4 protein-coding genes are annotated in these 7,238 nt (G+C 76.6%); 1 reads left to right on the forward strand and 3 read right to left on the reverse strand.

Annotation, left to right across the window (positions count from 1 at the left end; genetic code table 11):
* Positions 1-1,389 (reverse strand): hypothetical protein, encoded by a 1,389-nt coding sequence (locus GA0070558_RS31315; protein WP_091286757.1) that lies wholly within the window; start codon positions 1,387-1,389, stop codon positions 1-3.
* Between the two features lie 247 nt (positions 1,390-1,636).
* Here GA0070558_RS31315 and GA0070558_RS31320 point away from each other — a divergent pair, with 247 nt between their 5' ends.
* Entirely contained in the window at positions 1,637-4,246 is a 2,610-nt protein-coding gene (locus GA0070558_RS31320; protein WP_091286760.1) for a glycoside hydrolase family 78 protein, read from the forward strand.
* A gap of 84 nt (positions 4,247-4,330) precedes the next feature.
* Here the strand turns inward: GA0070558_RS31320 and GA0070558_RS31325 are convergent, their stop codons facing one another.
* Together GA0070558_RS31325 and GA0070558_RS31330 are read right to left on the reverse strand one after the other, a co-directional pair.
* Positions 4,331-5,347 (reverse strand): aldo/keto reductase, encoded by a 1,017-nt coding sequence (locus GA0070558_RS31325; protein WP_077939672.1) that lies wholly within the window; start codon positions 5,345-5,347, stop codon positions 4,331-4,333.
* Positions 5,344-7,143 carry a D-apionate lactonase family protein gene (locus GA0070558_RS31330; RefSeq protein ID WP_091286764.1) on the reverse strand — a complete coding sequence of 600 codons (1,800 nt, stop codon included), beginning with the start codon at positions 7,141-7,143 and terminating at the stop codon, positions 5,344-5,346. Before GA0070558_RS31330 ends, GA0070558_RS31325 begins: the two co-directional genes overlap by 4 nt.
* Between the last annotated feature and the right edge of the window lie 95 nt (positions 7,144-7,238).

The raw sequence follows: 7,238 nt of genomic DNA on the forward strand, positions 1-7,238 counted from the left end.
TCAGGCGCGGGCGCGCAGGGTGTCGCCGACGGCGGCGAGGTTGTCCAGCCGCATCTCGGAGTACTTGCGGGACAGGATGATGCCGTCGGCGCCGCCGTCGAGCGCCGCGGTGACCGAGGCGCGGACCTCCTCGGGGCTGGTCTTCTTGACGTGCTCCGGGGTGGGCACGTCGAGGTCGAGCCCCGGGTACACGGCGGCCCGGCCGGCGACCGCGGTCACGGTGCGGCGGGTCTCCCGGGTGACGTAGTCGGCGGACAGGCCGGTGGCGGGCAGGTCGTCGAACCGGACGGCCTCGTCGTAGCCGAGCACGCCCCGGTAGAGGTCGTAGAGGGTCTGCTCGTCGACCCCGGCGAAGATGCTCCGGGCCACCTGCCGGATGTGGTGGTGCAGCCGGTATCCGGCGCAGTTGTTGTAGAGCACCGGCTTGACGAAGTCGGCGTACTCGGCGAGCGCGGCGAAGTCGGTCTGGGCCCGGTAGAGCGGGGAGAACGAGTTGTGGTGCCAGACGTGCCAGCCGACCTGCACGTGCGGGGCGAGGAACTTCGCGGTGCCGTAGAGCTGGCGGCGCAGGGCCTCGAAGCCGTCGGTCCAGAGCTGCTCCCAGGCGAGGATCTCCGGGTACTCGGTGAGCAGGCGCAGGAAGCGCACGAAGCCGCTGTCGCCGCCGGGGTCGGCCCCGCCGTGGGCGAGCCGGTGCAGCGCGACGTACCCCTCGCGGGCCCGGCGCACGTCGATGCCGCGGCGGTGGCCGGCGGCCTCGCAGTGCGGGCAGAAGCAGTACGGGTTGCCGTCGCGGGCGAAGCCGCCGTCGCCCAGGACGTTGCCGAGCGGGCCGTGCCGTTCGGAGCCGAACATGAGCCCGTCCAGCGGGTAGCTCTTGAGCTGGTCCTCGATCAGGCCGAGCCACCAGGCGACGTAGTCGGGGTTGCGCACGCAGGCGTACGGGTCGGCGCGGCCCCAGGCGTCGACCTGGAGGACCTTCGGCCAGTTCGGCACGTGCCGGGTCAGCCCGGAGTGGGTGTTCTCCAGGACGAACGAGTAGACCCTCATGCCGCGCCGCCGGGCGGCCGGGATGACCTGTTCCAGCACGTCGAAGCCGGCGACCTCGCGGTCCGGGGCGCGGAACGGCCCGAGCGCGGTGTTGGCGTAGAACTCCGGGTGCTGGGTGACGTACGAGCCGCCGACGTGGTGGTGGTCGAGTTCGCGGGCGCCGTGGCCGGGCCAGGGGCGACTCACCACCTGCCGGCCCTGCAGGCCACGGTCGAAGGACTGGGTCGCCACGAACACGGCGTCGACCGCCGCGGCCTCGCCGACGATGTCGAGAACCTGGTCGACGCCCTCGTCGACGAAGGAGATGGCACCGATCTGGATTCCCACCAGGGACCCCACACGCTCTCCTCGGGGGTGCGCGCCCCGCGGCCGTCCCGCCGTGGGGCGGACCGCGCGTCGGGGCGGGTCAGCGGCACGGCGGCGACCGAACCGGGGCTGAGACGTTTCAATCTGCGACCCCACGCTATGCCCGTCCCCACCGCCGGTCAAGCGGCGTTACCACTCGACAACCTGCGGCACGACACTTGTGAAACCTTTCATTGACTCGTAACGTACCCGGTGCCACCGGACGGTCGAGAGGAAGCCCATGAGCAACGCCGACCCCGCACCCCGGACGACGGTCCAGGCGCCCCGCGTCGCGCACGTCGACCCGGCGACCGGCATCGGTGAGCCCGCCCCCCGGCTCTCGTTCCGCGTCACCGACGCCCCCGCCGGCTGGCGGCAGGTCGGCTACGAGGTCGAGGTGACCGGGCCCGACCGGGCCGCTCACCGCAGCGGCCGCCTCGACTCGGCCGACTGCGTGCTGGTGCCCTGGCCCGCGCCGCCGCTGCGCCCCCGCGAGCGGTGCGAGGTGCGCGTACGGGTCTGGGGTGCCGACGCCGACGAGCCCACGCCGTTCAGCGACCCGACCACCGTGGAGGCCGGCCTCGACGCGGACGACTGGCAGGCGGAGTTCGTCTCCCCCGACTGGGCGGTCGACCCCACGGTCGAGCAGCCCCCGCCGCTGCTGCGCCACGAGTTCGACGTCACCGGCGAGGTCACCCGGGCCCGGATCTACGCCACCGCCCTCGGCGTCTACGAGCTGGAGGTCAACGGCGCCCGCGTCGGCGACCAGACCCTCGCCCCGGGCTGGACCAGCTACCACCACCGACTGCGCTACCAGACCTACGACGTCACGGGGCTGCTGCGGCCGGGCCGCAACGCCGTCGGCGGCTGGCTCGCCGAGGGCTGGTACGCCGGCCGCCTCGGCTTCCACGGCGGCCACCGCACCGTCTACGGCAGCCGGATCGGCCTGCTCGCCCAGCTGGAGATCGAGTACGCCGACGGCCGGCGGCAGCTCGTCGCCACCGACGGCTCCTGGCGGGCCGCGACCGGGCCGCTGACCGCCTCCGGCCTGCTCGACGGCGAGCACCACGACGCCCGCCGCGAGCCCACCGGCTGGTCCTCGCCCGGCTTCGCCGCCGACGGCTGGACCCCGGTGCGCGTGCTGCCCCGCCCGACGGCGGCCCGGGTCGCCCCGACCGGCCCGCCCGTGCGTTGCGTGCAGGAGGTGCCCGTGGCCGAGGTGGTCGACGCCACCGACGGGCGGATCATCCTGGACTTCGGGCAGAACCTGGTGGGCCGGCTGCGGATCACGGTCACCGGCCCGGCCGGGCAGACGGTGCGGCTGCGCCACGCCGAGGTGCTCCAGGACGGCGAACTGTTCGTCCGGGCGCTGCGCGGGGCGAAGGCCACCGACTCGTACACGCTGCGCGGCGGGGGCGTCGAGACGTGGGAGCCCCGGTTCACCTTCCACGGCTTCCGCTACGCCGAGGTCACCGGCTGGCCCGGCGAGTTCGACCCGGCGGCGGTGGTGGCCCGGGTCCACCACACCGACATGGTCCGCACCGGCACGTTCGAGTGCTCGGACCCGCTGGTCAACCGGCTGCACGACAACGTCGTGTGGAGCATGCGGGGCAACTTCCTGGACATCCCGACCGACTGTCCGCAGCGCGACGAGCGGCTGGGCTGGACCGGCGACATCCAGGTCTTCGCCCCCACCGCCGCCTTCCTGTACGACTGCGCCGGCATGCTCTCGTCGTGGCTGGTCGACCTGGCCGCCGAGCAGCTGCCCGACGGGACCGTGCCGTACTTCGTGCCCCGCATCCCCGCGCCGAGGTGGGAGCCGCCGCAGCCGACGGCGGTCTGGGGCGACGCCGCCGTGCTCACCCCCTGGACGCTCTACGAGCGCTACGGCGACCGCGACGTGCTGGCCCGGCAGTACGCCAGCGCGAAGGCGTTCGTCGACCTGGTCGACCAGCGGGCCGGCGCGGACCACCTGTGGGACAGCGGCTACCAGCTCGGCGACTGGCTCGACCCGACCGCCCCGCCGGACGACCCGGAGGACGCCAAGGCCGACCGCTACCTGGTCGCCACGGCCTACTTCGCCCACTCCACCGGGGTCCTCGCCCGGATGGCCGAGGTGCTCGGGCGGCACGCCGACGCACAGCGCTACGCCGCCCTCGCCGCCGCCGTCACCGAGGCGTTCCAGCGCCGGTACGTGCTGCCCTCCGGGCTGCTCGACAACGACGCGCAGACGTCGTACGCGCTGGCGCTGCGGTTCGGTCTCGTGCCGACCGGCCGCCCGCGCCGGGCGGCGGCCCGGCGGCTGGCCGAGCTGGTCGAGGAGGCCGGCTGGCGCATCGCCACCGGGTTCGCCGGCACCCCGGCCATCTGCGACGCGCTCGCCGACAACGGCGAGGTGGAGACCGCGTACCGGCTGCTGCTGAGCACCGACTGCCCGTCCTGGCTGTACCCGGTGACCACGGGCGCCACCACGATCTGGGAGCGCTGGGACAGCCTGCTGCCCGACGGCACGGTCAACCCGGGGCAGATGACGTCGTTCAACCACTACGCGCTGGGCGCGGTGGCGGACTGGCTGCACCGCACGGTCGCCGGCCTCGCCCCGGCCGAGCCCGGGTACCGCCGGCTGCTGGTGCGGCCCCGGCCGGGCGGCGGGCTGCGGCACGCCCGCGCCGCGCTGCTGACCCCGTACGGGCCGGCGGCGGTGGGCTGGCGGCTGGCCGACGGCGAGCTGGCCGTCGAGGTGACGGTGCCGCCCGGCGCGACCGCGCGGGTCGAGCTGCCCGGCGCCGCGCCGACGGAGGTCGGCTCCGGCGCGCACCGGTTCACCGTGCCCTGGAGCGAGGCGGCCTGACCGCAGCGGCGGCCCGGCCCCGATCTCGGGGCCGGGCCGCCGCACGCCCCGCCCCGGCGGGCGCGACACGTGGTCGAGGGTCGGTCAGAGGCCCGGTGCGGTGGGCCGAGCCGTCCGGGGCTTCGGCTCGCGGATCTCGGCCACGTCGATCGCGTCGAGGCGGGCCAGCACCTCCGCGTCCGGGATCAGGGCGGCAGCGCGACCGGCGGCGGCCACCTCCTCGGGGTTCTCCGCGCCGACGATCGCGGCGGCCACCGTGGGCCGGGACAGCAGCCAGGCGACGGCCAGCTCGTCGGCGCGGTGCCCGGCGGCGGCGGCGATCTCCTCCACCTGCGCGGCGGCGGCCTGCTGGGACGGGGTGAACGCGCCGCCGCCCCACCGGGACTCCCCCGCGTGCGCCCTGGTGCGGGCCGCCGCCCCGGCGAGCAGCCCCCCGGCGAGCGGGCTGAACGCCACCACCGACAGCCCGAACCTGTCGGCGAGGGGGACGATCTCCGCCTCCACGCCCCGCGCGAACAGGTGGTAGCGCACCTGGAGGGCGACGGGTGGGTGCAGCCGCCGATCGTCGCAGATCCACAGCGCGTGCACGGTCTGCCAGGCCGGGAACGTCGACAACGCACAGTGCCGGGCCTTGCCGGCGCGGACCAGGTCGTCCAGCGCGGCGAGGGTGGTCTCCAACGGGGTGGCCGGGTCGGGGTGGTGGGCGTAGAAGACGTCGACGTGGTCGGTGCGCAGCCGGCGCAGGCTGCGGTCGAGCTGGGCGAACAGGTGCCGGCGGGACAGTCCCCGGTCGTTGACGCCCGGGCCGACCGGCTCCTGCGCCTTGGTGCACAGCACCACGTCGTCGCGGCGGCCGGCCAGGGCCCGGCCGAGGATCTCCTCCGCCGACTCCCGCTCGGCCGCCGGGGGCACGCCGGGGCGGTCGAAGTGCGGCAGGTTGCCGTACGCGTTGGCGGTGTCGACCAGGTTGATGCCGGCGTCGAGGGCGGCGCCGACGACGGCGTCGGCGCGGGTGGCGTCGGGCGCCACGCCGAAGGTCGCCGTGCCCAGGGCGATCCGGGAGACCCGGATACCGGACGGGCCGAGCAGCGCGTACCTCATGGTTGTCCTCCTCGTGGCTGCCGGTCGACCACCACGCAGGGGGTGGGCGTGCCGGCGGTGCGGGCCGGTTCGCGGCGCAGCGTGCCGGCCACGGCGTGCAGCACCTCGGCGGTGGGCGGGAAACCGCTGGCGGGCGGGTCGTCGGCGAGGCAGGCCAGCAGGTCCAGCCCGCCGGCCGGGCCGCGCAGCCGCAGCCCGGTGGTGCCCGGCGGCGGCGTCCCGGGCAGCCGCCGCCAGCCGGCCGTGCCGGCCAGCTCCCGCAGCGCGAACCACACGGGGTACGCGGCGAACGCGTCGCCGGCCGGCTCGCCGACGCCGCGCAGGCCGGTGGTGTGGCACAGCGACACGCGGGCCACCCCGGCGGCGGCGAAGCCGGCGAGCGCGGCCACCGTCCAGGCGGCGTGGAACACCGACCGCTGCCGGGCGAGCCCGGGGCCCCAGCCGTACGCGGGGCCGGGCGTGGCCGCCCCCCACGAGTCCCAGTACGGCAGGTGACCGACCGGGCCGACCAGCAGCGGCCGGCCGCCCGCCAACTCGGTGGCGGCGGCCAGCACGGCGGGGTGGCTGTCGAGCGACGATCGCACGGCGGCCCGGTCGACGTCGTGCGCGCAGGACGCGATCGGGAACGTGACGACGTCCAGCTCGTCGACCGGCGGCGCGGCGAGCAGGGCGGCCAGGTGGGCGCGGCTGCCGCCGCCGATCGTCACGCCCGCGCCGAGGCGGGGGCGCAGGGCGCGCACCAGCGCGGCGGAGGTGCGGGCAGTGCCCGCGTCGAACGCGAGGACGGTGGTCAGCCGGCCGTCGAGCAGGCCGGGCAGCTCGGCGGCGGGCCCGGGGTCGGTGGGGTCGGCGACGAGGGTGAGCACGACCGGCACGTCCAGCGCGCGGACCGCCGTGGCGTCGGCGGCCAGCAGCTCCCGCCACCGGGGGTGGGCGAGGTCGGTGGTCAGGTGGAGGAAGGCCGGCCGCAGCTCGGCGACGGCCGCGAGGGCGGCCGGCGGCAGCGCTCCCCCGGAGTGCTGCAGCCCCAGCGGGGGCATGACGCCGGCCGGGGTGGCCGCGTCGGGCCGGCGGGGGCGGGCGCGGGCCGGGCCCGGGGCGGTCGGGGCGGCGGTGATCCGGAGCCGGTGGCGCAGCACGTCGCCGGGGCGCAGCACGATCGGTCGGGGCGCGGCCAGCGGCGGCGTGTAGGTCTTGAAGCCGTCGTCGGACCAGTCGCGGTGGTCCTCCACCTCGAACTCGCCGCCGTCGAGTTCCAGCACGACGCCGGTGGGGGCGAGGTCCAGCTCCATCCGGTCGCCGGCGGCGAACACCGGCGACCGGGCGACGTGCCGGGGGAACGCGAACCCGGCCGGGAGCCCGCCCGGGCGCCCGCGCACCGGGCGTCCGGCCTGGTCTCCGGGGTGCAGGACGGCCGGGCCGACCCGGTTGACCCGCACCGTGCGGGTGCCGGCGGGCCGGGACTCGAACGCGACGTCGAAGCCGTCGGGGACGGCCCGGATCTCGCCGCGCAGGTCGAGACCGTGCCCCGGGTAGCGCGCCGTGAACGTGGCGGCGGGCCCGTCCCGGCCCGCCGGGGCGAGGGTGTACGTCAGCGCCGCCCGCTCGGTCGACCAGTCGGTGGCCCGCACGGTGTGCAGGACGCGGGTGAGCACCCGCCGCCCGTCGAGCCGGACGTCCTCGATCCCGCGCGCCGTGAGCCGGGCCGACCACCGCCCCAGCGCGAGGTCGTGCCACGGTTCGGCCGACTCCCGGTCCCCCCACGCCAGGTCGTCGGGCCCGCCGGTGTCAGGCACCCCAGCCGGCCTGCCGGCCGCCGACGCGTTCGGCGCGGATCTTCTCGAAGTAGCCGGAGCGGGCGTACGCGCCCATCGGGTCGGGGTCCAGGCCC

The sequence above is a fragment of the Micromonospora haikouensis genome (assembly GCF_900091595.1).
GTDB classification, from domain to species: Bacteria; Actinomycetota; Actinomycetes; order Mycobacteriales; family Micromonosporaceae; genus Micromonospora; species Micromonospora haikouensis.